This window comes from Cupriavidus sp. FW305-27 (assembly GCF_058787995.1).
This window is the reverse complement of sequence record NZ_JBYTAG010000002.1, coordinates 36450-60373: the sequence shown is the minus strand read 5'-3', so window position 1 is coordinate 60373 and position 23924 is coordinate 36450. Positions and strand designations below refer to the sequence as shown.

At 67.6% G+C, this 23924-nt stretch carries 22 protein-coding genes and 2 tRNA genes; 6 read left to right on the top strand and 18 right to left on the bottom strand.

The annotated features are described in order from the left end of the window. Positions 1-16: 16 nt before the first annotated feature. The 3 genes from AC3WRI_RS01290 to ribA all read right to left on the bottom strand — a co-directional run bounded on the left by AC3WRI_RS01290 (position 17) and on the right by ribA (position 2688). Complete coding sequence (locus AC3WRI_RS01290; protein WP_011617316.1) at positions 17-1387, bottom strand: serine hydrolase domain-containing protein; 1371 nt, start codon at positions 1385-1387, stop codon at positions 17-19. 46 nt (positions 1388-1433) lie between these two features. Further along, positions 1434-1913 carry a MarR family winged helix-turn-helix transcriptional regulator gene (locus AC3WRI_RS01285; protein WP_010814561.1) on the bottom strand — a complete coding sequence of 160 codons (480 nt, stop codon included), beginning with the start codon at positions 1911-1913 and terminating at the stop codon, positions 1434-1436. 178 nt (positions 1914-2091) lie between these two features. Next, positions 2092-2688 (bottom strand): GTP cyclohydrolase II, encoded by a 597-nt coding sequence (ribA, locus tag AC3WRI_RS01280; protein WP_010814562.1) that lies wholly within the window; start codon positions 2686-2688, stop codon positions 2092-2094. 268 nt (positions 2689-2956) lie between these two features. Between ribA and AC3WRI_RS01275 the strand changes: the two genes are divergently transcribed. Then, positions 2957-3487, top strand: a complete 531-nt coding sequence (locus tag AC3WRI_RS01275) for a hypothetical protein (RefSeq protein ID WP_010814563.1) — start codon at positions 2957-2959, stop codon at positions 3485-3487. 8 nt (positions 3488-3495) lie between these two features. Here the strand turns inward: AC3WRI_RS01275 and AC3WRI_RS01270 are convergent, their stop codons facing one another. Next, positions 3496-3966 carry an Lrp/AsnC family transcriptional regulator gene (locus tag AC3WRI_RS01270; protein WP_010814564.1) on the bottom strand — a complete coding sequence of 157 codons (471 nt, stop codon included), beginning with the start codon at positions 3964-3966 and terminating at the stop codon, positions 3496-3498. A gap of 151 nt (positions 3967-4117) precedes the next feature. On the opposite strand from AC3WRI_RS01270, the gene AC3WRI_RS01265 reads away from it, so the two are divergent. Further along, positions 4118-4459, top strand: a complete 342-nt coding sequence (locus tag AC3WRI_RS01265) for a hypothetical protein (RefSeq protein ID WP_010814565.1) — start codon at positions 4118-4120, stop codon at positions 4457-4459. A gap of 7 nt (positions 4460-4466) precedes the next feature. Here AC3WRI_RS01265 and AC3WRI_RS01260 read toward each other — a convergent pair whose 3' ends face one another. Beyond that, on the bottom strand, positions 4467-5390 hold the full coding sequence (locus AC3WRI_RS01260; protein ID WP_010814566.1) for a LysR family transcriptional regulator: 924 nt from the start codon (positions 5388-5390) through the stop codon (positions 4467-4469). Between the two features lie 130 nt (positions 5391-5520). Between AC3WRI_RS01260 and metE the strand changes: the two genes are divergently transcribed. Next, on the top strand, positions 5521-7899 hold the full coding sequence (metE, locus tag AC3WRI_RS01255; RefSeq protein WP_011617318.1) for a 5-methyltetrahydropteroyltriglutamate--homocysteine S-methyltransferase: 2379 nt from the start codon (positions 5521-5523) through the stop codon (positions 7897-7899). Between the two features lie 90 nt (positions 7900-7989). Here the strand turns inward: metE and AC3WRI_RS01250 are convergent, their stop codons facing one another. The 6 genes from AC3WRI_RS01250 to AC3WRI_RS01225 all read right to left on the bottom strand — a co-directional run bounded on the left by AC3WRI_RS01250 (position 7990) and on the right by AC3WRI_RS01225 (position 13080). Continuing rightward, entirely contained in the window at positions 7990-9405 is a 1416-nt protein-coding gene (locus AC3WRI_RS01250; RefSeq protein ID WP_011617319.1) for a DUF1254 domain-containing protein, read from the bottom strand. 249 nt (positions 9406-9654) lie between these two features. Further along, entirely contained in the window at positions 9655-10434 is a 780-nt protein-coding gene (gene pcaD / locus AC3WRI_RS01245) for a 3-oxoadipate enol-lactonase (RefSeq protein WP_011617320.1), read from the bottom strand. A gap of 39 nt (positions 10435-10473) precedes the next feature. Continuing rightward, entirely contained in the window at positions 10474-10758 is a 285-nt protein-coding gene (gene catC / locus AC3WRI_RS01240) for a muconolactone Delta-isomerase (protein WP_010814570.1), read from the bottom strand. A gap of 54 nt (positions 10759-10812) precedes the next feature. Next, on the bottom strand, positions 10813-11109 hold the full coding sequence (locus tag AC3WRI_RS01235) for a YciI family protein (protein WP_010814571.1): 297 nt from the start codon (positions 11107-11109) through the stop codon (positions 10813-10815). Between the two features lie 41 nt (positions 11110-11150). After that, complete coding sequence (locus AC3WRI_RS01230) at positions 11151-12491, bottom strand: short-chain fatty acid transporter (RefSeq protein ID WP_011617321.1); 1341 nt, start codon at positions 12489-12491, stop codon at positions 11151-11153. A gap of 211 nt (positions 12492-12702) precedes the next feature. Continuing rightward, positions 12703-13080 carry a hypothetical protein gene (locus AC3WRI_RS01225; protein WP_010814573.1) on the bottom strand — a complete coding sequence of 126 codons (378 nt, stop codon included), beginning with the start codon at positions 13078-13080 and terminating at the stop codon, positions 12703-12705. Positions 13081-13304: 224 nt separating this feature from the next. On the opposite strand from AC3WRI_RS01225, the gene AC3WRI_RS01220 reads away from it, so the two are divergent. Beyond that, positions 13305-15002, top strand: coding sequence for an MBL fold metallo-hydrolase (locus AC3WRI_RS01220; protein WP_492292384.1), 1698 nt, complete (start codon positions 13305-13307; stop codon positions 15000-15002). An 88-nt stretch (positions 15003-15090) separates the two neighbouring features. Continuing rightward, positions 15091-15167 (top strand) — tRNA-Arg (locus AC3WRI_RS01215). A gap of 90 nt (positions 15168-15257) precedes the next feature. Here the strand turns inward: AC3WRI_RS01215 and AC3WRI_RS01210 are convergent. Beyond that, positions 15258-16154 carry a hydrolase gene (locus AC3WRI_RS01210; protein WP_037024230.1) on the bottom strand — a complete coding sequence of 299 codons (897 nt, stop codon included), beginning with the start codon at positions 16152-16154 and terminating at the stop codon, positions 15258-15260. Positions 16155-16371: 217 nt separating this feature from the next. On the opposite strand from AC3WRI_RS01210, the gene AC3WRI_RS01205 reads away from it, so the two are divergent. Continuing rightward, positions 16372-18177, top strand: coding sequence for a GGDEF domain-containing protein (locus AC3WRI_RS01205; RefSeq protein ID WP_037024232.1), 1806 nt, complete (start codon positions 16372-16374; stop codon positions 18175-18177). Between the two features lie 172 nt (positions 18178-18349). Here AC3WRI_RS01205 and AC3WRI_RS01200 read toward each other — a convergent pair. From AC3WRI_RS01200 to AC3WRI_RS01175, 6 genes are all read right to left on the bottom strand, one after another. Next, positions 18350-18436 (bottom strand) — tRNA-Leu (locus tag AC3WRI_RS01200). A gap of 95 nt (positions 18437-18531) precedes the next feature. Then, the gene (locus tag AC3WRI_RS01195) at positions 18532-19818 is read right to left on the bottom strand and encodes an amidohydrolase family protein (protein WP_492292383.1); all 1287 of its coding nucleotides are present in this window, start codon (positions 19816-19818) and stop codon (positions 18532-18534) included. 70 nt (positions 19819-19888) lie between these two features. Then, entirely contained in the window at positions 19889-20581 is a 693-nt protein-coding gene (locus AC3WRI_RS01190; RefSeq protein WP_010814578.1) for a TetR/AcrR family transcriptional regulator, read from the bottom strand. Then, positions 20581-21267 carry a uracil phosphoribosyltransferase gene (gene upp / locus AC3WRI_RS01185; protein WP_010814579.1) on the bottom strand — a complete coding sequence of 229 codons (687 nt, stop codon included), beginning with the start codon at positions 21265-21267 and terminating at the stop codon, positions 20581-20583. Before upp ends, AC3WRI_RS01190 begins: the two co-directional genes overlap by 1 nt. 73 nt (positions 21268-21340) lie before the next feature. Then, entirely contained in the window at positions 21341-22663 is a 1323-nt protein-coding gene (locus tag AC3WRI_RS01180; protein ID WP_010814580.1) for a URC4/urg3 family protein, read from the bottom strand. Beyond that, positions 22660-23898 carry a GTP cyclohydrolase II gene (locus tag AC3WRI_RS01175; protein WP_010814581.1) on the bottom strand — a complete coding sequence of 413 codons (1239 nt, stop codon included), beginning with the start codon at positions 23896-23898 and terminating at the stop codon, positions 22660-22662. The genes AC3WRI_RS01180 and AC3WRI_RS01175 overlap by 4 nt, the downstream gene beginning before the upstream one ends. Between the last annotated feature and the right edge of the window lie 26 nt (positions 23899-23924).

Below are 23924 nucleotides of genomic sequence, written 5' to 3'. Positions count from 1 at the left end.
CCCCGGGGCCATCTCCCTATCGCATCAGCGTTTCCGCCAGCGCCCGGAAAGCACGGAACGTGATCGGATTGTTGGCCGCGTTGCCGGCCACGGGGTGCGACGCGTATCGCACGATGGTCAGCTCGGCCTTGGGGTCGATATAGATGCGCTGGCCATGGATGCCGGCGGCCTGGAACATGCCGTGGCTGTCGTGCGAGACCCACCACATGTCGCGATAGCTCCAGCCCGGCAGCACCGGCGCGCTGGCCGACCTGGCAAACTGGTCCCGGTCGCCGCCGCTGCGGATATCCGCCACGACCGAGGCCGGAATGATCTGCTTGCCATTGAAGCGCCCGTTGCCGCGGATGGTCTCGCCAAAGCGCGCAAGGTCGCGCAGCGTGGTGTTCAGCCCGCCGCCGCCCGACTCCGTGCCGATGCTGTCCACGGTGAAGTACGCATCCTGCTCCGCGCCCATCGGTTGCCAGATCCGCTCCGAGAGCAGCTTGGCCAGCGACTGACCCGAGGCCCTGCGCACGATCCACGCCAGCACCTCGGCATTGACCGTCTTGTAGGCAAACACCGCATTGTGGTCGCCTTCCTTCTGCAGGGTCTTCAGGAAGTCGTAGAACGTCCCCGGGCCGCTGTAGCCCGCCGGGCGGGCCAGCATGCCGCCCGCACGCGCGTAGTCCCACACCTCTGCCTTGGGATTGGCATAGTCCTCGGAGTAGCGCACGCCGATGGTCATGTCCATGACCTGCCGCACCGTGGCGTCACCGTAGGCCGTGCCAGCCAGTTCGGGCAGGTAGCGCGTCACCGATGCCGCCGGGTCGAGCTTGCCGTCGGCCGCGAGCATCGCGGCCAGCGTGCCGACAAATGACTTCGTGACCGACATGGCGATATGGGGCGTGTGCCCGTCGAGCGCGCCGAAATAGCGCTCATAGATGACCTTGCCCTTGTGCATCACCAGGATGCCGTCGGTGTAGGTCAGCGCCAGCATCTCGTCGAAGGTGCGGCGGGTGCCGTCCGCATCGGTGAACTGCACCGAGCCGACATCCCGTTCCGCACGCGGCAGCGCGCTGGCCGGGCCGGCGCCGCGCCAGACGGACGCGGTCGGCACCAGTTCTCGGATATGCGAGAACAGCCAGCGATTGCGCGGAAACCTGTCGGCGCCCGGCGTATGCGTGATCAGCTTGTCCGGCGGCGGCGGGAAGCCCTGCATCCAGCCCAGGCGGTTCGGGTCGCTGTCCAGCGCTGCGACCAGGGTCGGCGCCGCGGCTGCCGGGGCGGCCACACTCCCGGCAGCGCTGCCGGCGCTCTGGCTCCAGGCCGGCAGGCTGGCCGCGCACAGCGCCATGCATGCCAGGCGGCGCCAGGGGCGCGAGGATTCCGGATAGGTCTTCAACGACATGCTGTCTCCTTGCTTTGTTTTGTTTGAGGGATTGCCGCGCGCGGGGCTAGCCAGCCTGCGCATCCGCGCCCTGCTGGTGCTCGATCAAGGCCGCGGTCAGCTTGTCGATGCAGCGGTCCAGCGTCTGCACTTCCGCTTCCGTCAGCACCGAGAGGAACATCTTCTCCAGCATGTCGCCGCGCTGGTACGTCCGTGCGACCAGTGCTTCGCCCGCCGCGGTCAGGTAAAGGTTCAGCTGCCTGGCGTCGGCCTCGCCGACTTCACGGCGCAGCAGGCCCCGCTTTGCCAGCGCGGTGACCAGCTTGGAAGTCACCGTTTTCTCCAGCAACACCAGTTCGATCAGGCGCGTCAGCGTCAGGCCCGGCTCCAGCCCGGCAAAACGCAGCACACGCAACTCCCGCAGGCCGATGCCGAACTCGCGCTCGTAAAAGCCGGAGGCGGAACTCTTGGTCATTTCGCAAAGGCGGTTCAGGCGAAACGACATGAATTCCAGGATGGAATCGGTGGTGCTGGCAGTGTTGGACATGGGAACGGGTGATCAGGCGGCCGATAGATTCTATGGGCAATAGTTTCCATGAGCAACTAACCAAGGGTAAGTACGGTTCTTCGCGCGATCGCCGGGCAAAAGAAAAGGCCCGCCCCAGGATTCCTGGCAGCGGGCCGGTCCAGGCAGCGCGGCGGCTGCCTGCAGCGCTCAAGCGCGATCAGTCGAGCAGGTGCCCCATGCGCGTGCGCTTCGTAGCCAGGTACTTCTCGTTCTCGGCGTTGGACGGCACGATGTGGCGCAACTGCTCGGTAACCGTGATGCCGGCCTTCTCGAGCGCTGCGGCCTTGAGCGGATTGTTGCTCATCAGGCGCACGGACTTGACGCCCCACTGGTGCAGCAGGTCGGCGGCGAAGGCGTAGTTGCGTGCGTCGATCGCCTGGCCCAGGGCCAGGTTGGCGTCGACCGTGTCGAGCCCGCCGTCTTGCAGGCGGTAGGCGCGGATCTTCTCGGCCAGGCCAATGCCGCGGCCTTCATGCCCGCGCAGGTACAGCAGGATGCCGCGACCTTCGGCGGCAATCTTTTCCATGGCGAGCTCGAGCTGCGGACCGCAGTCGCACCGGCAGGAACCGAAGACGTCGCCGGTCAGGCATTCGGAATGCATGCGGATCAGGACGCCATCGCCCGTCACATCGCCCACGCTGAGGGCCAGGTGTTCGATGCCTGAATCGGCGCCCTTGAAGGCGTGCGCCGTAAAGTCGCCGAATCGCGTCGGCAGGCGCGCCGAGTCGATCAGCTCAATTTCTGTGTCATTCATACCGGAATTCTTGGTCAAAAGGCGGGGGCGCGGCCCGGCACCGCCGACATTATGAGCGGAATTGCACCTTCGCGCTCGGATTCCCCGCCGAGGCGGGGCGGGACAGCCGTCGGCGAAGTCCTACAGCAGTACGCGCAATCCCCTTATGCAGCCGCTTCAAGCGGGTCGGTAGACTCGGTTTACAGGACATCGCCGGAGCCGTTCCAGGCGACAAAAAGCGCAGTGCGCATCACCTGACGGCGGCCCCCGGCCCCAGCAGGAGCAGGCCATGACCGGTAATCCCTTGAACGCTGAGCAAGCCAGTACCAAGATCGCAGCACTGTTCGATACCAGGTCGGCAGCCAACGACGCCGCCGAACGGGTCTGCCATGAGGCCCATCTCCGGCGCGGGCAGGTGCGGCTGGTGCATCCATACGAAGCGCACTTCGGCCGCAAGCTGGAGCCCGAGAACGACGCCATCGCGCGCACCGCGGTGCGCTCGCACCTGATGATGGGTACGCTGGGCGCGGTGGTCGGGCTGGCCATTGTCGGCATCCTGCACCGGCAGGGAGTCGAGGCCGTCATGGACAGCCCGGGATTCGCAATCGGGGCGGCCCTCTTCCTGGGCATGGTGTTCGGCATGCTGTTGGCGGGGCTGGTGACCGCACGACCGGACCATCAACTGGTAATAACGCCGGTGCGTGAGGCCGTGCAGCATGGCCGCTGGGCGCTACTGGTACACCCGACCACGCCGCAGCAATGCAACGAGGCTATGCGCGCGCTGCGCAATACCACCGCCGAGGTGCTCAGGACAGCCTGACTAGCTGCTCAGGGCTCGACCGAAGGCTCGCGCTTGAGCGTGCGCAGCACAAAGGTCGAGCGGCTGTGGCGCAGGCCAGGCAGCTTGTATAGCTTGTGCCGCAGGAACTCCTCATAACCCAGGGTCCCCGCCACGGCGACCTTGATCAGGTAGTCATATTCGCCCGTCAGCAAGTGGGCCTCCATCACCTCAGGCAATTCCGCCAGGGCCTTGCCGAAGCGGTACAGCATGTCGTCGTCGTGCCGCTCCAGCGTGACCTCGATCAGCACGGTATCCGGCAATCCCAGCGCCTTCTGGTTCAGCAGCGCGGCGTAGCCTTCGATCACCCCGCTTTCTTCCAGCGCGCGCACACGGTTCCAGCAGGGCGTGGCCGACAGGCCGACTTGCTCGGCCAGCCGCGCATTGGACAGGCGGCCATCGCGCCGCAGTTCACGCAGGATGCGCCGGTCGGTGTCGTCGAGTTTGGGCGGCTGTGCCATCGCAATATCTACAAGAAAAGAAACATCCTTATATTCTGCCATGAATGGATGTTTATTCTCCAATAGAAGCCATATCGAAGAAAATTTAGAAGCCAATTTTGCGTAACGGCTGGTAAATTTACCTTATCGAACGACCTGCCGGAAACAACACATGCCAGCCACCACCCTCCCCACCTTGCACCTCTCGCTGCGACTCGAAACCGCCGACCTGTTCGGCGCCATGGAATGGGTGCTGGCCAATGCGCGCCGTACCGGCCTGGCGCCCGCGCAACTCAGCTTCGACGCGGCCCGGCAGGCCGTGCTGCATGCCACCCTGACGGCGCAGGATGCCGGCCAGCTGTGGCTGTTCCTGCGCCGCCTCGACAATGGTTTCGACGTGGAACTGCTGTTTGCCGACGTGGATGACCCCGACAGCGACGCCGTGGCCGAGCCGGCACCGCGCGCCGCCATGCGCCGCACCAACAGTGAGCCGGCCCTGGCCCTGCCCGCGTGAACCGCGCCTAAGCAGCCTGCGGCAGCAGTTCGATCCCATCGAGCTGCGCCGCGCACGTATCGCGCACGATCGAGACAAAGTCCGCCACGTAGGGCCTGCGCGCCATCGCCGCCGGCACCGTGGCATAGAGCTCGCTCCACAAGCCTCTGGCACCGATGCGCTTGGCCAGCACGTAGTCGTGGTCGACGTAGTTCTTCACCCCCCAGTTGGGCAGCGCCGCCACGCCGCGGCGGCTGGCTACCAGCTGCAGCACCGCCACCGTCAGTTCCGCCGTGCGCCGTTCCAGGTGGATGCCCGCGGGCTCCAGCACCTCGCGGATCAGGTCGATGCGCTGCTCGGGCACCGGATAGGTAATCAGCGTTTCGCCGGCCAGGTCTCCGGCTTCGATGCGGCGCTTGTTGCGCAGCCGGTGTTCATTGGCGATGACCGCCAGGATCTCGAAGCGGAACAGCGGCGCCACCTCCAGCCCGCGTCGGGCCGCCGGCTGCGAGCCTATCACCATGTCGGCGCGGCCGTCGCTGAGCAGCGCGATCGGGTCGGCGTGGAAGCCCGCCACCAGATCCACCTCCACTTCCGGCCAGCGGCGGCGGAACTCGTCCATCACGGGCATCAGCCAGTCGAAGCAGGTATGGCATTCCAGCACCACGCGCAGCTCGCCACGGGTGTCGCCCTTGAGCCGTTCGATATCGCGGTCGGCGGCGCTGACCGCGGCCAGCACCTCGCGCGCCAGCGCCAGCAGGCGTTCGCCCGCCGGCGTGAAGCGCAGCCCCTGGCGCGTGCGGTCGAACAGCGGCAGGCCGTAGTGCGATTCGATCGCCTTGATCTGGTGCGACAGCGCTGACTGGCTGACATGCACGCGCTCGGCCGCGGTGGCCAGCTTGCCGGACTCGGCAATCGCCACCAGCGAGCGCAAATGGCGGACTTCGATCATGCGGCGCCCCCAACCTGTTGCCCGTCTGTCTTGATATGAAACTCATTCATATGTTGTTTAAAACTTGTCGCTTGATTCATTTTACGGGCAAACCGACACTGTGCGCCAGACATCTTCCGGAGCAACCTCCATGGCACGCACCCATATCCTCGGCTTTCCCCGCATCGGCGAACGCCGCGAACTGAAATTTGCGCAAGAAGCGTTCTGGCGCGGCGATCGCACCGAAGCCGAGCTGCGCGACGTGGCCGCGCAACTGCGCCGCCGCCACTGGCAGCTGCAGGCCGACCGCGGCCTGGACACCGTGGCCACCGGCGACTTTGCCTATTACGACCAGATGCTGAGCCTGACCGCGCTGCTGGGTGCGCTGCCGCGCCGCTTCGGCTTGGATCCGGCCCGGCTCACGCTGACGCAGTACTTCGAGCTGGCACGCGGCAACCGCGAGCAGCCGGCCATGGAAATGACCAAGTGGTTCGACACCAACTACCACTACCTGGTCCCGGAGCTGGACGCCGAGACCACTTTCGACGGCGGCCCGGCCTGGTTCTTCGAGGAAGCCGATGAGGCGCTGGCGCTTGGCCTGCGCGCCCGCCCGGTGCTGATCGGGCCGGTCACCTACCTGTGGCTGTCCAAGAGCCATGTGGCGGGCTTCGACCGCCTGGCCCTGCTGCCGCAACTGCTGCAGGGCTATCGCCGCATCCTCGACCAGCTCAAGGCGCGCGGCATCGAATGGGTGCAGATCGACGAGCCGGCCTTGTGCCTGGACCTGGAGCCGGCCTGGCTCGACGCATTCGACACCGCCTACGCTGCCTTGCGCGAAGCCGGCCCCAAGTTGCTGCTGGCCACCTATTTCGACACCGCCGCCGACCATGCGCAGCGCGCCGCCGCCCTGCCGGTCGACGGCTTCCATATCGACCTGGTGCGGGCGCCGGAACAACTGGCCGCATGGCAGGCCGCGCTGCCCGCGCACGCCGTGCTGTCGCTGGGCGTGATCGACGGCCGCAATATCTGGCGCACCGACCTGCGCCGAGTCCTGGACACGCTGCGCCCGGTGCAGGCCGCGCTGGGCGAGCGCCTGTGGCTGGCACCGTCGTGCTCGCTGCTGCATGTGCCGGTGTCGCTCGCGCATGAAGTGCGTCTCGATGTCGAGCTGAAGTCGTGGCTCGCCTTTGCCACCGAAAAGCTCGACGAGCTGTCCGTGCTGGGCCGCGCGTTGAATCAAGGCGACGCCGTGGTCGCCGAAGCGCTGGCAGCATCCGACGCCGCGCAGGCCTCGCGCCGCGCCTCGCGCCGGGTGGTCAACCCGCGGGTGCAGCAGCGGCTGGCAGCCGTGAGCGCCGGCATGGCCGACCGCGCCAGCCCCTTTGCCGAGCGCATCGAGCGCCAGCGCCAGGCGCTGCAGCTGCCGCTGTTGCCGACCACCACGATCGGCTCGTTCCCTCAGACCGCGGCCATCCGCCAGACCCGCGCCGCGTTCAAGCGTGGCGAGATCGGCGCGCTCGAATACCTGGAGCGCATCCGTGCCGAGATCGCGGTGGCCGTGCGCAAGCAGGAAGCACTGGGCCTGGACGTGCTGGTGCACGGCGAAGCCGAGCGCAACGACATGGTCGAGTACTTCGGCGAGCAGCTGTGCGGCTACGGCTTTACCGAGAACGGCTGGGTGCAGAGCTATGGCTCGCGCTGCGTCAAGCCGCCGGTGATCTACGGCGACGTGTACCGGCCCGAGCCGATGACGGTCGATACCGCCCGCTACGCGCAATCGCTGACCGAGCGGCCGATGAAGGGCATGCTCACCGGCCCCATCACCATGCTGCAGTGGTCCTTCGTGCGCGACGACCAGCCGCGTGCCACCACCGCGCGCCAGCTGGCCCTGGCCATCCGCGACGAAGTGTGCGACCTGGAGCAGGCCGGCATCCGCGTGATCCAGATCGACGAGCCCGCGCTGCGCGAAGGCCTGCCGCTGCGCCGTGCCGACTGGGATGCCTACCTGGACTGGGCCGTCACTGCCTTCCGCCTGTCGGCCAGCGGCGTGCAGGACCAGACCCAGATCCACACGCATATGTGCTATGCCGAGTTCAACGATATCCTGCCCGCCATCGCGGCCATGGACGCGGACGTGATCACCATCGAGACCTCGCGCTCGGCGATGGAACTGCTGGAAGGCTTCGGCGACTTCGACTACCCGAACGAGATCGGGCCGGGTGTCTACGACATCCACTCGCCGCGCGTGCCGTCGGTGCAGGCCATGGAGCGGCTGCTCGACCGCGCCTGCGAGGTGGTGCCGCCGCAGCGGCTGTGGGTCAACCCGGACTGCGGCCTGAAGACGCGCGGCTGGGAAGAGACCGAAGCAGCGCTGGCCAATATGGTCAGCGCGGCCCGCGCGCTGCGCGCGCGGCTGTCGGCGCGGGGCGCAACGACCTGGAAGCGCCTCAGCAAGCCTGCAGCCGCCACCGCCGCGGCAGTGCCCCACGCCGGCAACGCCTGCACGGCCTGCGCCACGCACGCGAACTGAGACGGCGTAGCGCCAATTGCGCTGGCAGGAAAAGACAAAGGCCGCATGCCCCTCACAGGCATGCGGCCTTTGTCCTCGATGGCGGCCTCGTCAGTCCACCTGCATCACCGCCGGCGGCATCCAGTTGCCGTCCAGCAGCACCTGCTCCGGCCAGTACGCGCGCAGCATCATGTTCAGGCCATCGGGCGGCGCCGGCAGCCAGTTCGCCGCCTTGGCGCCGGCCGGGCGCTCGTGCTGGATATAGATATCGAGCGAGCCGTCGCGGTTGTAGCGCAGGCGGTCGCGGCTGCCCACGGCGTAGCGCTGGATCGGGTTGGGAATGAACGCCTGCCGGTCGTTGTACAGCGTCAGCGACCAGAACGCGCGCGCCGGCGGCAACTGGTCCTTGTCGAAATGCAGCACATAGCGCGCCCCGCCCTGCAGCGGCTTGCCGTTGGCATCCGTGCGGGTGGAGGCGTAGATCGCGTCTTCGGGCAGGTTGGCACCCAGGCCCACCCACGCGGTCACCGCGCGGCGGCCGTAGCTGGTGCCATAGGTGCCCAGGTCGCGATGCATGACCCAGCCGTTGCCGGCATCGGCATTGCCCTTGCGCGCACCCTGAACGATCGCGGCCAGCGCAGCGGTAGCACCCTCCTGCACCGCGCGCGCGGTGGAGGGCTCCATCACCGTGGTCTTAAACGGCACCCCCGGGGTGATGCCCATGCGGCGGAGCTTGTCCACCATGGCGGCATCGGCGGGCGCCGGCGGATTGGCCGGCAGCAAGGCGGCAAAGCGCGTGAAGAAAGCCTGTGCATCCATTGCCGCCACCAGCTCCACGGGCGAGCTTTCAGGGTCGATGGCCGTGGGCCGCGGCGCGGCCCTCTCCGGCACGCGCCGCCCGCCACCCCAGGCCGACAGCGGCGTCAGCCGGTACTGGTCCTGGAGCCGGTGCACCGCCGGGAAGTCCTGCTTGCCATTGGCCTGCGTACGGCCGATCAACCAGACCATCGACGTGGGCGAACGGATCTCCTGCATGCCCTTGGGCAGCGTGCCGCGCCAGTCAGGCCCGGTGATGGCGAAGTTGCCGCGGCGGGTGCCGGTGGTGCGCTTGCCCGGCGACGCGAACACATTGGTCCACGCATCCATCAGCGGCATCAGGTAGTAGCGCCCGTACGTATCGGGCACCGACAGGATGACCGGCTCCCTGGACAGGTCGAGCCAGGCCGACGAATACAGCGTGTCGGCGTTGGGGCTGACCACGTCGGTGAAGCTGGCGTCCGGGAAGGTGCGCTTGTGGTGGAAGGTATTGGCCGGCGTGCGCAGCGTCATCAGCTCGCGCGTCACGTCCATCAGCACCATCGGATAGGCGAAGGTGAAGACCTCGGCGGACAAGGCCTTCATCGCCTGGTCGGACGGCGGTTGCTCGGCGACTGCCGGGCTGGTTCCGTGATCCGGCGCGGACGCACAGCCGGACAGCATGACGGCAAGCGTGACCGCGCTCGCCAGTTGACACAAGGATGGCTTCATGACCCCGTTTTCCCAATGTTTTTGCGGCTTTTCGGGTGTTGCGGCTATGACTGCCGGCATGTCGTCCCGAAGGCGCATCTATTCCGTGCGCATCTTGTCCCGCGCGCCGGTGACCTGTCAATTCCTCTGAAGCCGGGAAGCGAGGGCAAGCGCACCGAACGCCGGCGGCATCGGTCACGGGTGAATCATGAAGCACTATCAGGGGTGATGAAAGCCGCACGCATGGCTCGGCCTTTCCGCCTCAGAGCCTCAGCGCGTCAGGAAATCCAGCACCACCTTGCTGAACGCCTCGGCCTGCTCCAGGTTGGAGATATGTGCGGCCTCCAGCTCGACATAGTGGGCGCCCGGGATCGTCTGCGCCAGGAACACGCCATCGCGCGGCGGCGTGGGCAGGTCGCCCGAGCCAGCGATCACCAGCGTCGGCGTGGTGATCTTTTCGATTTGCGCGCGCAGGTCGGCATCGCGCACCGCCAGGCAGTTGGCCGCGTAGCCCGCAGCCGGGGTGGCCCCGAGCATGGCGCGCAGCGATGCCACCAGCCCCGGATGCGCGGCCGCGTACGGCGGGGTGAGCCATTTGTCGACTACCGCGGCAGCGATCGATGCCACGCCGTCGCGCCCGACCGCAGCGGCGCGGTTGGTCCAGTTCTCCGGCGGGCCGATATAGGCAGCGGTATTGCACAACACCAGCTTGCGCAGGCGCGGACCATGGTTCAGGGCCAGCCACATGCCAGTGATGCCACCCATCGACAAGCCGCAGAAACTGGCTTCGCCGATGCCAAGGTGATCGAGCAACGCGATCACGTCGCCGCCGAGTTGCGCGATGCTGTACGGACCCGCCGGCACCGACGACTCGCCATGGCCGCGCGTGTCATAGCGCAGCACGCGGAAGTGCTGGCTGAAGGCCGCCACCTGCGGCTCCCACATGCTGAAGCTGGTGCCCAGCGAATTGGACAGCACCAGCACCGGCAGGTGCTCGGCGCCATCGAGGCGGTAATGCAGTCGGAGGTTGGCGAGGTCGGCGTATGGCATGGCGTTTGGCTCAGGATCAGGTGGCTGGATGGCAGGCGCTCAGTTCGGCGCGATGGCCGAACCGTGTTGCGCCAGCGGCGTGACCTTGATCTCCATGTACGGGTACAGCGGCAGCATGGTCAGCAGCGTGTGCAGTTCGTCGTTGTCGCCGACATCGAAGATGCTGACGTTGGCGTACTGGCCCACCACACGCCACAGGTGGCGCCACTTGCCTTCGCGCTGCAGGCGCTGCGACATGGCCTTCTCGTCGGCCTTGAGCTGCTCCACCAGTTGTGGATCGAGCGATGCGGGAATCTTGACGGTCATTTCTGCCATGAACAACATGGGGGTCTCCTTGTCCGGGGGTATGGTGGGATGGAGGCAGCGCGGGCTGCCTCGTCAAAGATGGCGCACGCCGTCGAGATAGGCCTTGCGCCAGCGCACGATGCGCACCTCGGCAAACAAACCCGCCTCGGTGAACGGATCGGCGTCGATGAATTGCTGTGCCGCGTCGCGGGTGTCGACATCGACGATATAGATGCCGCCTCCGGCATCCGAGCCATCGTCGTTGAGCTTGGCGCCGCAAGCCAGCAGCAAGTCCTTGTTGGCTTCCAGGTAATCCAGGTGGCTGGCACGGGTGGCCTGGCGCACATGCTGGTGATTGGGCTTGTCGACGGTTTCGATCAGGTACGGCATGGCAATCCTCCTGTCAGCGGCACGCTGGCCGCGGGTCAAAGTCAGGCAATCTGCGCGCCCCACAGCAGCAGCGCGGCAATGTAGATCAGGCCCACCCAGAACATCATGATCACGGTGTAGCCCATCACGTCCTTCAGGTTCAGCCTGGACAGCGCCAGCGCCGGCAATATCCAGAACGGCTGCACCAGGTCGTTCCAGGCATTGCCGAGCATCACCGACATCGAGGTCTGGCTGACCGAGCTGTTGATGGCCTTGGCCGCATCGACCATGAACGGGCCCTGGATCATCCAGTGGCCACCGCCCGACGGTGCGAAGAAGTTGATCACGAACGAACTGAGCAGCCCCCAGAACGGCAGCGTCTGCGGCGTGGCGATCTCCACGAACACACGCGAGATGGTATCCACCAGCCCCGAGCCGGCCATGATCGCCATGATGCCTGCATAGAACGGATACTGCAGGATGATGCCGGAAATGGTCTTGATGCCTTCGTTCAGCTTGGCCACGTAGTTGACCGGCGTGCCCAGCAGCAGCACGCCCGCGAACAGGATCAGGAAGTTGATCAGGTTCAGGTCGAGCGAGCCGCCCTGCGTGAAGTAGATGACCGCGTAGGCCATGCCGCACAGGCCGATGGCCAGGCTCAGGATACGGCTGTTGTTCAGGCGCGCGGCCAGGGTGTTCTCGCCGCCCATGCTGTGGGCCGAGCCGGCCTCGGCCTTGGCGGGTTCCTGGTCGCGGCGGATCTCCACCACATCGGCCGGGTTGCGCGGATGCAGCCAGGCATTGAGCAGCGGCAGCGTGACGATCACCGCCAGGCTGGTCAGCAGCATCGGCGTGGAGAAGATGGTTTCAGACAGCGGGATCACGCCCATCAGCTTTTCCATCGGGTGGCCCGGGGTGGAGATCAGCACCGGGATGCTGGCCGACAGGCCCAGCCCGTACAGGGTGAAGCCGCTGTACGCGGCGGCGATGATGAGCGGGTAATGCACGCCACGGACCTTCAGCGCCAGCTTCCTGGCGATGATGCCGCCGATCACCAGCCCGAAGCCCCAGTTCAGGTAGCTGCCGATGCCGCCCACCAGCGTGGCGACGATCACCGCGGTGCGCGGCGAGTGCACGGCACTGACGATGCGGTCGAGCATGCGGTCAGTGAACGGCGCGGTGGCCAGCACGTAGCCCATCGCCAGGATCACCGCCATCTGCGTGGTAAATGCCAGCAGGTTCCAGAACCCCTTGCCCCAGCTGGCGATCACGGCCGGCGCTGCCTGCCCTTGCACCGTCACCGCCAGCGCCATCGTCAGCAAGGTCAGGCCGATGGCAAATACAAAGGGATCCGGCAGGTACCGGCGCATGAGTTCGGTGAAGAACCCGGCAATCTTGCTCATAGCTTCCTTGTCTCCAGTTTCGGCCAAAGTTACGCCACTAGAACTACAGTTCTATATGCGAACTTCAAAAATACGCGTGGCTATGCTAAGAGCCGGTCGACCGGTTGGTCAAGGAAATGGGGACGCGCGATTACATTCGTTTCGCGCAACAATTGTTGAATGAGGCCTGGAATTTTCTACGCAGGCCTTGCAATGCGGCCGATCGGCAGGATCAATAGCGCATCTGCACATCATCGACCTTGCCCGTACGCGCGTTGTACAGGCAGGCGTAGTGGAAGCCGATCGCAGACGAACTGTCGTCAGGCTCGAACACGCCTTCGCCATTGACCGAGGTTTGCGCATTGGGGCGCAGGTAGTACTGCTCGCGGTCGGCCATCAGCATCACGCTGCCGGGCTGCGGGTAGCGGCGCTTGAGGGCTTCCGCCACGGCCGGCTCGCAGGCCATGGACGCGGCCCTGGATGCGGCTTGTGGATCGACGGTGATGCGGGTGGTGGCCGGGGGCACAGGGCGCGGTGCCATCTGCGGCGGCGTTTCGCAGGCGGCCAGCAGGCACACCAGCGGCAGGCACAGGCAAGAAGCTCGGATCACGCGGACCTCCTCAGAAGGAGGGCGCCGGCAACGGGCACCCCAAAAAGTGAAGCGGAGCTATCAGGTTACTGCCTCTGGCCGGAAAAGCCAAAGCCGGCGCGCCCGGGCAGCCCGGCAATGCCCCGCCGATAGCGAATCCTTGAACGCGGCTAAACTATGGCACGCGGCAGCGCCCCGGGTTCCGGCCAGGTGCGTGCCGCCAGCACAACCACGATGCCGACACAATGACAACCACAGAGACAAGCGGCAACCGCCCTGCCACCCCTGCTCCCCTGCTGCGCACCGCCGCCAGCCTGCTCGTCGTGCGCGATGCGCCGGCCGGCATGGAAGTGCTGCTGGTACGCCGCGTCGAACGCGCCAACGACCGCAGCAGCGGCGCCTACGTTTTCCCGGGCGGCACGCTCGACGCGCAGGACAAGGCCCTGCACGCGCATGCCCACGGCCTGGACGACGCCCTTGCCAGCGAACGCCTGGGCATGCCGGCCAGCGGCCTGGACTTCTACCTGGCCGCCTTGCGAGAATGCTATGAAGAGGCCGGCCTGCTGTTTGCCTGTGACCGCGACGGGCGCCCGCATTCGCCGCACCAGCTCGGCGCCGCCGGCCAGGCGCTGCTGCGCGAGGCAGTGCAGCGCGGCGGCCCCGGCCTGGCCCACGCTTGCGAGCAACTGGGCCTGCGCCTGGCGGCCGACCGGCTCGCCTATCACAGCTACTGGCTGACGCCCCCCGGCCTGCCCAAGCGTTTCGATACCCGCTTCTTTGTCGCCATCGCCCCCGAAGGCCAGGTGGCCGTGCCCGACGGCACCGAGATCGTGGAGCACCGCTGGATTCGCCCCGGCGAGGCCGCCGATCCCGCCAGCGGCCTGCCGCTGATGCACGTCACGCGCCGCACGCTGAGCTCGATCGCGCAGTTTGAAAGCGCCGCGGCCTGCTTCGCTTATTACTCGCAGCTGCGCGGCATTGCCTGCATCATGCCGCGGCTGGCCACCGGCGCGGCCGGCGTGCGCCCGGTGATGCCGAACGAGCCGTGCTACGCCGAGATCGGCCGCATCGATCCCGACGGCAACACGCACGGCCGTTATGAGCTGGTACCGGGCGTGCCGGTACGACTGTCCGAGCGCGTCTGGCGCGTGACCGCCAACAACGGCAACGTGATGACGGGCCCGGGCACCAACACCTACCTGATAGGCGGCGGCGCGCGCAATGAATGGGCCGTGATCGATCCGGGCCCGGACGATGGCGAGCATGTGCGCGCCATCCTTGCTGCCGCACCCGGCCCGATCCGCTGGATCCTCGCCACGCATACCCACCTGGACCATTCGCCCGCTGCCGCCGCGCTGCAGGCCGCCACCGGCGCCACGGTGCTCGGGCGTGCCGCGCCTGCCGGCCAGTGGCAGGACCTCAGCTTCGAGCCACAGCGCGAACTGAACCACGGCGAGCGCCTTGCCATCACCGAGGACTGCACCTTGCGCGTGTGCCACACGCCGGGCCACGCCTCGAACCACCTCTGCTACCTGCTGGAAGAAGAACAGACACTCTTTACCGGCGACCACGTGATGCAGGGCTCGACCGTCGTCATCGGCCCGCCCGATGGCGACATGCGCGCCTACCTGGACTCGCTCGCAGCACTGCAGGATGAAGACCTCGACTGGCTGGCGCCGGGCCATGGCTTCCTGATCGCGCGCCCGCAGGACGCCATCCGCATCCTGGTCCGGCACCGGCTGCAGCGCGAGGCCAAGGTCGTTGCCGCACTGCGCGAACTGGGCCCGGCACCGATCGGCGAGCTGCTGCTGCGCGTCTACGACGATGTGCCGCCGCGCATGCATCCGGTTGCGCAGCGATCGCTGCTGGCGCACCTGCTCAAGCTGCGCGATGACGGCAAGGCGCAGGAAGCGGACGGCATCTGGTCGAACGCCACGGCGTAGCACCGGCGCGGGCATCGGGGCCAGTTGAAGATTTTTGGCGGGGGGCTTGCGCAAACCAGAAATTGCGCTACAATGGCGCCTCTCGTGTGCGGCTGTAGCTCAGTTGGATAGAGTACTTGGCTACGAACCAAGGGGTCGTGGGTTCGAATCCTGCCAGCCGCGCCACCTATGCAGAAAGAAAAAGGGCTTCCGGAAACGGAAGCCCTTTTTTCATTGCGGCGCTCGCATTTGGCGCCACCCTCCCCACTACCACCACTACCACCGATAGCGCGCCCCGACCGTTCCGCCCGGGTTGCGCCCCGCCCTCACCTTGAACCACAGCTTCATGCCGGTCGATGTATTGCCATGCGCGCCGATGTTGAAGGAGAACAGCCCGCGCAGCAGGTCGGCATCGATCTTGGTGCCGTTGATGTTGATGACCTGTTTGCGGCTGTCCTGCCACCAGTCAGCCTCGACAAAGGGATAAATGCCGGCCAGCCGCGTCGGCTGCGCGCCGTACAGGCGCACGCCGATACCGGCGGCGCTGGCATCGCCGGGCATGGCTTGCATCGGCATGCCGGAGACGGGCGACATGCCAGGCTGGTAGGCCAGCTGCAAGCGCGGCTGGATGGTCAGCCCGCCTGCGCGCGGCACCACGGCATCGACCGCCAGCGCCATGGTGCGCATGCGACTGTCGGCAAAACCGCCTGCGCTGGTGATGTCATCCAGGTGCAGCGACACCCGGCGCGGGCGTTCGGCCATGGCGGCGGTTTCACGGTCGACCGCGGCAAGGCCGGGCGCATCGTCATCGGGCCCGGGGCCCATGGCAAGCGTTAACGCGGATGGGGATGACTGCGACGGCGCGGCATACTCGACGGTGACGGGCTCGGCGGGCGTGGCGGACCAGGCAGGAGCAGCGGTGTCGGCAACCAGCAGATCGGGCACGTCGGCCATGGCGGGCTGCCCGGCTTGCGCCTGCAGCGGCTGGTCCCAGCCGGAGACGCCCTGGCTTTCCGGAACGGCGTCATCTGCATGGGCCAGTGCACACATCAGCATGGCCAGGATGACGCTGTACTGCAGGTGATGCAGGACCATGCCGTGATGCGCGGCACATGCGTGCCACCCGGGGCAAGTCCCCGCCTCCCTTTCTCTCGATGACAAGACCGTAGTCATGGCAACCACCTTCGGACGTTATATGTGCCTGCCCGATGAGTTCGAGCATAGGTCAAATGCCCTGCCAGCGTTAGCCGGGAATGTTCGGCCGCGCGCGCCCCGTACGACCCTGTCAGCGAGCAAATTCGGCCTGGCCGCTGCGCCTTTTCGTTAATAATGGCGGTAATGACAAATCTTGCAGACATCGCCCGGCAAGCTGCCGCCGGGAGCAAACCTTATGGCCTTGTGGCAACGTGCGCGCCGGCGTGAGTCCGAACCCGGGGGCATGGCACCGCCGGCCGGACGCAGCCGCAGCCTGAAGCGCAAGCTGGCGATCGCCACGGCGGTCGGCGGGCTCTGCACCCTGGTGCTCGCCGCGCTGGTGATGGCCCGCTCGTATGGCGACTTCACCTCGGCGCGGCAGAACCTGTACGACATCTCGGCATACCGCGAGCTGCTCGAGGCCGCCAACGTGCTGTCCGCGGAACGTGGACCGGCCAACAGCGTGCTGGGAGATCCACCCTCGCCCAACACCTCCGCGCGTGAGCGCCTGCAAGCGTTCCGCGCCCGCAGCGACGCCGCGCTGGCGCGCCTGGCCGCGCCGCCGCCGGCACCCTTCGGCCTGCACAACCACCACCTGCCGCCGCTGATGGTCGAGCGCGTGCGCGAACGCCTGGCGCGGGCGCGGGCCGAGATCGACGAACTCGCCGGGCGGCCGCGCCAGGACCGTGACATGGACGAGATCCGCCATGCCATCGAAAGCATGTTCGAGGTCGTGGACGCGCTGCAGCCGGTCATCGCCTGGCAGGTGCGCGAACTGTCCGCCTGCGACGACGGCCTGGCGGCGCCGGCGCTGACCGGCAGGATGCTGGGCGACCTGCGCGAGTATGGCGGGCGCATCGCCTCGCAGATCATGGCGCCCGTGGCGGCGCGCCAGCCGATGCCAGTGCAGAGCCTGGTGGACGCCACGCGCTCGCGCGGCCGGCTGCTGGAGCTATGGCAGCTGGCGGGGCCGGCGTACAACATGTTCGGCGCCGTGCCCGCGCTGGAGCAGGCATACGCCGACGCCGGCCACCAGTTCTTCGGCCAGGGCCTGTCGATGATCGACAGCCTGGTTGCGCAGGGCCGCGTCTCGGGCAATTACTCGATGACGCCGACGGAGCTGACCAACCGCTACGTGCGCACGCTGGAGCCGCTGGAGCGGTTGCGCAGGGTATTCCTGGACGAGGTGGTCGCGCATTTCACCGCAGCGCGCGCACAAGCGCTGCGCGAACTGACGGCAGCGTGCGGCACGTCGGCGCTGATCCTTGCCGTGCTGGGCTACGTGCTGGTGTTCATGCAGCGCTCGGTGATCCTGCCGCTGCTGCGCGCCGGCGACGAAGTGATCGGCCTGGCCGAGGCGCGCGAACACCCGCACTACGCTGCGCCAGCGGCGTCCGCCAGGCCCGCGGCGGAGATGCGGCGCCTGTTCGATGCCATCGAGATCCTGCGCCGCAAGCTGCGCGAGCGCGCCTCGCTGACCGAACAACTGGAACACCAGGCGCGCACCGACAGCCTGACCGGGCTGCTGAACCGGCGCGCGCTGGAGCTGGTGGCCGCGCAGTACGCGGCACACGACAGCGCCAGCCTGGTGCTGATCGACGTGGACCGCTTCAAGCAGATCAACGACCGCCATGGCCATGCCGCCGGCGACCAGGTGCTGCGCGACATCGCTGCGATGATGCGCGCGCTGGTGCCGCCCGAAGGCGTGCTGGCACGCTTCGGCGGCGAGGAGTTCGCGCTGCTGCTGCCGCACGGCAGGCCGGGCGAGGCCGCCGCGCTGGCCGAAACCCTGCGCGCGGAAATCGCGTCGCGCCCGGTCTACCTGTCGGGCAGCACCCAGCTGTGCGTCACCGCCAGCTTCGGCGTGGCCATCGGGCGCGGCGGCGAGCGTCACTGGCAGCGGCTGTTCGGCGCGGCCGACGCTGCCATGTACCGCGCCAAGGCCGAAGGGCGCAACTGCGTGCGCGAGGCACAGCGCGAGGAAGGGGTGGCAGCCGGCTGAAGCAGGCCGGCCCCGGCACCAGCACGGAAACAATGGACGAAAAAAACCCGCATCGCTGCGGGCTTCTTCCACATATCCGGCACCGCCGCCTCGGTATCGAATGGCGGTGACCCGGTCACTCACGCCGGGCTAAAACGAAGAAAGGCTCGCTTGCGCGAGCCTTTCTAAATATTGGTGCCCAGAAGAGGACTCGAACCTCCACAGTGTTGCCACCGCTAGGACCTGAACCTAGTGCGTCTACCAATTCCGCCATCTGGGCTTCGTTTCGCTGCATTGCTGCCGCGATGCGAAGAAAGAAATTATGCCGAGCGCGTCAGGGACTGTCAACACCCTGACACAAAAAATTTGTGATCCTTATTGCCCGCCGCCGCGCCGCAGGAAATCCACCTGCGCCGGCCGGCCAGGCAGGTCCAGCGCAGCCATCGCCAGAGGCATGCTGGCGATGGTCTTGCCGGCACGCAGCACCCGCAGCCGCGTGGCGCGCAGGCGGATCGCCTCCACCGGGTCGCGCGCCTGCAGCAGCACCAGGTCGGCGCGGCAGCCAGGCGCCACGCCGTAGCCATCCAGCCCGAGGATCTGCGCGGGCATGGCGGTCACGGCGGCGAAGCACGCGCGCATGGCTTCCTGCCCGGTCATCTGCGCGACATGCAGCCCCATGTGCGCCACTTCCAGCATGTCGCCGGAGCCCAGGCTGTACCACGGATCCATCACACAATCGTGGCCGAACGCCACCGGCACGCCGGCCGCCAGCAACTCCGGCACCCGCGTCATGCCGCGGCGCCGCGGATAGGTATCGTGCCGCCCCTGCAGCGTGATGTTGATCAGCGGATTGGCGATCGCCGCCACGCCGGCCTCGCGCATCAGCGGGATCAGCTTGGATACGTAATAGTTGTCCATTGAATGCATCGAGGTCAGGTGCGAGCCCGCCACCCTGCCCTGCAGGCCGAGCCGCACGGTCTCGCTGGCCAGCGTCTCGATATGGCGCGACAGCGGGTCGTCGCTCTCGTCGCAATGCATGTCGACGCGCAGGCCGCGGTCCGCCGCCAGCTCGCACAGCAGCCGCACAGATTCGGCGCCCTGCGCCATGGTGCGCTCGAAATGCGGGATGCCGCCGACCACGTCGACGCCCATGTCCAGCGCGCGCTTCAGGTTGTCCAGCGCGCCGGGCGCGCGCAGCACGCCGTCCTGCGGGAACGCCACCAGCTGCAGGTCCAGGTAGGGGCGCACGCGCTCGCGCACGTGCAGCAGCGCCTCCACCGCGAGCAGCCGCGGATCGCACACGTCCACATGCGAGCGGATCGCCAGCAGCCCGCGCGCCACCGCCCAGTCGCAGTAGGCCAGCGCGCGCTCGACCAGCGCGTCCTGCGTCAGCATCGGCTTGAGCTCGCCCCACAGCGCAATGCCTTCGAGCAGCGTGCCCGACTGGTTCACGCGCGGCAGCCCGTACGACAGTGTGGCGTCCATATGGAAGTGCGCATCGACGAACGGCGGCGTCACCAGGTGGCCGGCCGCATCGATCTCGTCGGCGGCGTGCGCGGCCAGTGCCGGCTCAACCGCGGCGATGCGGCCCGCGGCAATGCCGATATCGATGTCGGTGCGCCCGTCGGGCAGGTTGCAGTGCCGCAGGATCAGGTCGAGCATGGAGGTCTCTCAGGCAGGAGGCACGGCGATACGGCGATGTTCTCACGGCGCCGGCTCCGGCGCCACGGCGTCATGCGCGCCGGTCGGGCGCCGCGGGCTCGGGGTCGAGTCCGCAGCCGCGCAGCAGCAGCGCCACCAGGTGCTCGGTGGCCTGCGCATAGTCCCGCTGCTCCAGCTGGCTGACGCCGAGCACCGCGCATACCTGCGACTCGAAATCCGCATAGGTCTGCGTGGCCGCCCAGATCGTGAAGAACAGGTGCTGGGGGTCGACCGGCGCCATCTGGCCGCGGTCGATCCACTGCTGCACCACCGCGGCCTTGCGCGACACCAGTTCGCGCAGCACCTGCCGCAGGACCTCGCCGATCTCATGCGCGCCGTGCAGCAGTTCGTTGGCAAATACGCGCGATGCATCCGGATGACTGGCCGACAGCCGCATCTTGGCGCGGATGTATTGTTCCAGCGCCACCTGCGGCGGCAGCTCGGCGCGGATGATGTCAGTCTCCGACAGCCACAGCTGCAGCGTATGCGCCAGCACGGCGCGGTACAGCGCCTGCTTGGTGCGGAAGTAGTAATGCAGGTTGGACTTGGGCACGCCGGCGCGCACCGCGATCTCGGCCATGGTGGCGCCGGCAAAGCCCGCGCGCGCAAAGACATGCTCGGCCGCGCGCAGGATCATGGCCTGGTTCTCCTGCCGGATGCGCCCGCCCGGCGCATCGCACGCGGGCAGCGGGCGCCGCGCCGCGGCGCTGGCCTGCGTGTCCATCAGCGCGTGCCGTAGAGGCGGTCGCCGGCGTCGCCCAGCCCGGGCACGATATAGCCGTGCTCGTTGAGCGTTTCGTCGATGGCCGCGGTGACGATGCCGACCTCAGGGTGCGCCGCGCGCAGCGCGCGCAGCCCCGGGCGCGAGGCGATCAGGCACACGTACTTCATGGTGGTGACGCCGGCCTCTTTCAGGCGGTTCAGCGCGGCAATGGCCGAGTTGCCGGTGGCCAGCATCGGGTCCACCACGATCACCATGCGCTCCTGGATGTCTTCCGGCATCTTGAAGTAGTACTCGATCGGCTCCAGCGTCTCGGGGTCGCGGTACAGGCCGATATGCCCGACGCGCGCCGCCGGCAGCAGCTCCAGCATGCCGTCGATAAAGCCGTTGCCCGCGCGCAGGATCGACACCAGGCACAGCTTCTTGCCCGACAGCACCCGCGACTGCATCGGCGCGATCGGCGTGCGGATGGCGACCGTCTCCATGGCCAGGTCGCGCGTGGCTTCGTAGGTCAGCAACTGGCTGATTTCACGCACCAGCCGGCGGAAGTTGTCGGTGGTGGTGTCCTCGCTGCGCACCAGGGTGACCTTGTGCTGCACCAGCGGGTGGTCGACGACCAGCACCCCGGCCAGGCCGGCAGGATCGGCATCGAGTGGTTCAACAGCGGGAACAGCGGACATGTCGTTCATGGTGACGCTCCAGATGCCAGGTTTCACACGCAATGCCTGCCGGCAAGGTCGGCCGCCTGGCGGCCGACCTTGCTCAGAACACCGTGCCGTCGCTGATGATGGCGAACGGCGGCGCGCCACCCGGGCGCCGCTTGGCGGCAATGCGGCGCCCCGCCGCCCAGGTGCCGCCTTCGAGCACGCGCGCCAGCGGGAAATTTTCTTCCTGCAAGCCAAGCGCCTGGCGCACGCCGTCGGCCACCAGGTCCAGGCCGGTCACGGTCAGCGCGCGCCATTCGACGATCACGGGCTCATCCACCGCATGCGGCACGGCGGCAAAGCCGGGGTCGCGCGGCACCATCAGCTCGAAGTCGTAGAGCAGGCCGCCGTTGCGGTATTCGGGCAGGCCCGTCAGCGCGTCCAGCCCGGTCACGGTCAGGCCGGCGTCCTCCAGCGGCTCCAGCAGCGAATACGTCAGCCATTGCGTGAGCTTGTGGAACGGCACCAGCCCGCCCGGCGCGGCCGGATGCCGCCAGCAGTCGCCCAGCGACACGCCTTCGACAATGATCCGCCCCGGCCATACCGGCCCCAGGCCGACCAGCAGCGTGCGCAGCAGGAAGCCGGCGTCGAGGTGCCCGTTGACCGCATGCGCCTTCAGGTAGTCGTACAGGTTGCCCAGCCGTGCCGGCCGGCCGAACAGCGCCGGGGTCGCCTCCATCACCTCGCCGAGGCGGCGCAGCAGGCCGGCGCGGCCTTCCAGCCCCACCAGCGGGTTGTGCTGCGCGACCTGGAAGGCGTGGGCGATGCTGTCGGCATCGATGCGCTGCAGCCGCTCGGCGTCCGCGCGCAGCGGATCGCCCGGCGCGGCCGAGAAGCCGCCGCGCGCGAACAGGTCGAAACTGGCCACGCCCAGCCCTTCCGAGCGCGTCAGCACCAGGTCGCTGGCCGGATCGCGGTAACGCCAGTCAGGGCCGGCGCCGGCATCGAGCAATACGCTTGGAATCACCAGGTCGATGCCGATGCGGGCGCGCTCCTCGCGGTGCTCGGGCCCGCTCAGCGCGGCACGCTCGCACAGCACCTGCCACCGGTCCGCGCGCTGGTCGACGCCGGCGCTTTCAAAATGGCGCCAGCGGCTGTGGTACGGCACCTGCAGGTCAGGATAGCGCTGGCGGATGGTGCTGGCGACATAGTCGGCAATGGCATGCACGCGGTCCGGATGCCAGGTGAAAAGTTCGGACGCGCCGCTGGCCACGTTCTCGGTGACCGCCGCGCAATGCGTGCGCACCGCCTCGGCACACAGCAGCGCCGAAGCGGGATGCCCTTCCGGCACCGGGCTCAGCCAGCCGGCACCAGGCCGCATCTCGTTACCTGTGCCCTGGCGGTCCATGCCGGGCTTGCCATCCTCGGGAAACATCGTCATTCGTTCAACCCCCTGCCCTTTGCCAGGGCCAGTTCGTTCGCATCCGGCGGCGTGTAGTGCGTAAAGTAGCCCGCGGCCACCTTGGCATCGATCTCGACACGGGCGTCGGCGGGAATCAGGGTCTCGGGGATGGCCACCTGCTCGACCACCTCGATGCCCTGCGCCACCAGCGCGCCATGCTTCATGTTGCTCATCGACGCCCAGCGGTCGATGCGGCGGATGCCCAGCCAGTGGAACACATCCGGCATCAGCTCCTGGAAACGCATGTCCTGCACGCCTGCCACGCATTCGGTGCGGGCAAAGTAAGTCTCGGCACGGTCGCCGCCCACCTGCCGCTTGCGGGCGTTGTAGACCAGGAACTTGGTCACCTCGCCCAGCGCGCGGCCCTCCTTGCGGTTGTAGACCACCAGCCCGACACCGCCCTGCTGCGCCATCTCGATGCACACCTCGATGCCATGTGCCAGATACGGCCGGCAGGTACAGATGTCTGACCCGAACACGTCCGATCCGTTGCATTCATCGTGCACGCGGCAGGCCACGCGGGTTTCAGGCTTGCCCAGCTGGCTCACGTCGCCGAAGAAATACAGCGTCATGCCGCCGATGGGCGGCAGGAACACCTTCAGGTCCGGCCGCGTCACCAGTTCCGGGAACATGCCGCCGGTCTGCTCGAACAGGCTGCGGCGCAGCACGCTTTCCTTGATGCCGAAACGGGCCGCCAGCCCGGGCAGATACCAGACCGGATCGACCGCAGCCTTGGTCACGCGCACATCGCCATTGGCATGGAGGATGTCGCCGTCGGGCTTGAGCCGGCCGGCCGCGATGGCCGACATCAGCTCCGGCATGTTGATATGCGCGCGGGTGACGGCGATGGTCGGGCGGATATCCACGCCGGCCGCGATGCGGTCGGCAAACACGGTGGACACCAGGTGGCCCCACGGATCCAGCGAAACTATCTTCTCCGGGTCGCCCCACTGCGGATGCGGGCCGATCGCCTCCGCCGGCGCGGTATCGGTCAGGTCGGTGCGATGGTCGCGCTGCAATGCGCCCGCGGCAACCGCCAGGGCCCGGTAGATGGCGTAGGCACCTGCGTGAGTGCCGATCACATTGCGCTGCGCCGGATTCGCCAGGCTGGCGATGACCGGCCCGCGCTCGGCCGCCGTGGGGGCGCCCCAGTGGATAGGCTCGGCCGGCTTGTCGCGGCGTGCGTGCGAGGTCAGGACGATATGGTCGGACATGGCACCCTCGGTTCCCGATGGAATCC

Coding starts and splice junctions, on each gene's coding strand:
- AC3WRI_RS01175 (WP_010814581.1), bottom strand. CDS start 23,898: ATGTCCGACCATATCGTCCTGACCTCGCACGCACGCCGCGACAAGCCG.
- AC3WRI_RS01290 (WP_011617316.1), bottom strand. CDS start 1,387: ATGTCGTTGAAGACCTATCCGGAATCCTCGCGCCCCTGGCGCCGCCTG.
- AC3WRI_RS01180 (WP_010814580.1), bottom strand. CDS start 22,663: ATGACGATGTTTCCCGAGGATGGCAAGCCCGGCATGGACCGCCAGGGC.
- ribA (WP_010814562.1), bottom strand. CDS start 2,688: ATGAATGACACAGAAATTGAGCTGATCGACTCGGCGCGCCTGCCGACG.
- AC3WRI_RS01265 (WP_010814565.1), top strand. CDS start 4,118: ATGCCAGCCACCACCCTCCCCACCTTGCACCTCTCGCTGCGACTCGAA.
- AC3WRI_RS01285 (WP_010814561.1), bottom strand. CDS start 1,913: ATGTCCAACACTGCCAGCACCACCGATTCCATCCTGGAATTCATGTCG.
- AC3WRI_RS01275 (WP_010814563.1), top strand. CDS start 2,957: ATGACCGGTAATCCCTTGAACGCTGAGCAAGCCAGTACCAAGATCGCA.
- pcaD (WP_011617320.1), bottom strand. CDS start 10,434: ATGCCATACGCCGACCTCGCCAACCTCCGACTGCATTACCGCCTCGAT.
- AC3WRI_RS01260 (WP_010814566.1), bottom strand. CDS start 5,390: ATGATCGAAGTCCGCCATTTGCGCTCGCTGGTGGCGATTGCCGAGTCC.
- upp (WP_010814579.1), bottom strand. CDS start 21,267: ATGAACGACATGTCCGCTGTTCCCGCTGTTGAACCACTCGATGCCGAT.
- metE (WP_011617318.1), top strand. CDS start 5,521: ATGGCACGCACCCATATCCTCGGCTTTCCCCGCATCGGCGAACGCCGC.
- AC3WRI_RS01220 (WP_492292384.1), top strand. CDS start 13,305: ATGACAACCACAGAGACAAGCGGCAACCGCCCTGCCACCCCTGCTCCC.
- AC3WRI_RS01235 (WP_010814571.1), bottom strand. CDS start 11,109: ATGCCGTACCTGATCGAAACCGTCGACAAGCCCAATCACCAGCATGTG.
- AC3WRI_RS01210 (WP_037024230.1), bottom strand. CDS start 16,154: ATGACTACGGTCTTGTCATCGAGAGAAAGGGAGGCGGGGACTTGCCCC.
- AC3WRI_RS01195 (WP_492292383.1), bottom strand. CDS start 19,818: ATGCTCGACCTGATCCTGCGGCACTGCAACCTGCCCGACGGGCGCACC.
- catC (WP_010814570.1), bottom strand. CDS start 10,758: ATGTTGTTCATGGCAGAAATGACCGTCAAGATTCCCGCATCGCTCGAT.
- AC3WRI_RS01230 (WP_011617321.1), bottom strand. CDS start 12,491: ATGAGCAAGATTGCCGGGTTCTTCACCGAACTCATGCGCCGGTACCTG.
- AC3WRI_RS01190 (WP_010814578.1), bottom strand. CDS start 20,581: ATGGACACGCAGGCCAGCGCCGCGGCGCGGCGCCCGCTGCCCGCGTGC.
- AC3WRI_RS01270 (WP_010814564.1), bottom strand. CDS start 3,966: ATGGCACAGCCGCCCAAACTCGACGACACCGACCGGCGCATCCTGCGT.
- AC3WRI_RS01250 (WP_011617319.1), bottom strand. CDS start 9,405: ATGAAGCCATCCTTGTGTCAACTGGCGAGCGCGGTCACGCTTGCCGTC.
- AC3WRI_RS01205 (WP_037024232.1), top strand. CDS start 16,372: ATGGCCTTGTGGCAACGTGCGCGCCGGCGTGAGTCCGAACCCGGGGGC.